The organism is Escherichia sp. KCJ4928 (assembly GCF_004352695.1).
Taxonomy (GTDB): Bacteria; Pseudomonadota; Gammaproteobacteria; order Enterobacterales; family Enterobacteriaceae; genus ECMA0423.
This window is the reverse complement of the sequence record NZ_SJWV01000876.1, coordinates 1-244: the sequence shown is the minus strand read 5'-3', so window position 1 is coordinate 244 and position 244 is coordinate 1. Positions and strand designations below refer to the sequence as shown.

Sequence of the window (244 nt, the reverse complement as noted above, 5' to 3'; positions counted from 1 at the left end):
ACCTGAATGAAGTTGTCTCCCTGACTGCTGATATTCAGGTCATACCCACAAGGCCACTTCACGCCATACTGTTCGGTATACCAGTGATATGCAGAAGGAACACCGTTCAGAACACCACCGTTAAAGCCATTCACTTCAACATCAAGGCGGGTGGGCAGAACCGTCAGCAGGTCAAACGGCATGGTTTTTTCCGGCAGTACGTTGTCACACAGACGGTTCCACCACACCGATACATCCTCGTTAC

The 244-nt window shown here is 50.4% G+C and carries 1 protein-coding gene; it reads right to left on the bottom strand.

Annotated elements, in window-relative coordinates:
• On the bottom strand, nucleotides 1-244 hold a 244-nt coding region (locus E0D98_RS27215; RefSeq protein ID WP_165941101.1), incomplete at both ends, for a DUF1281 domain-containing protein.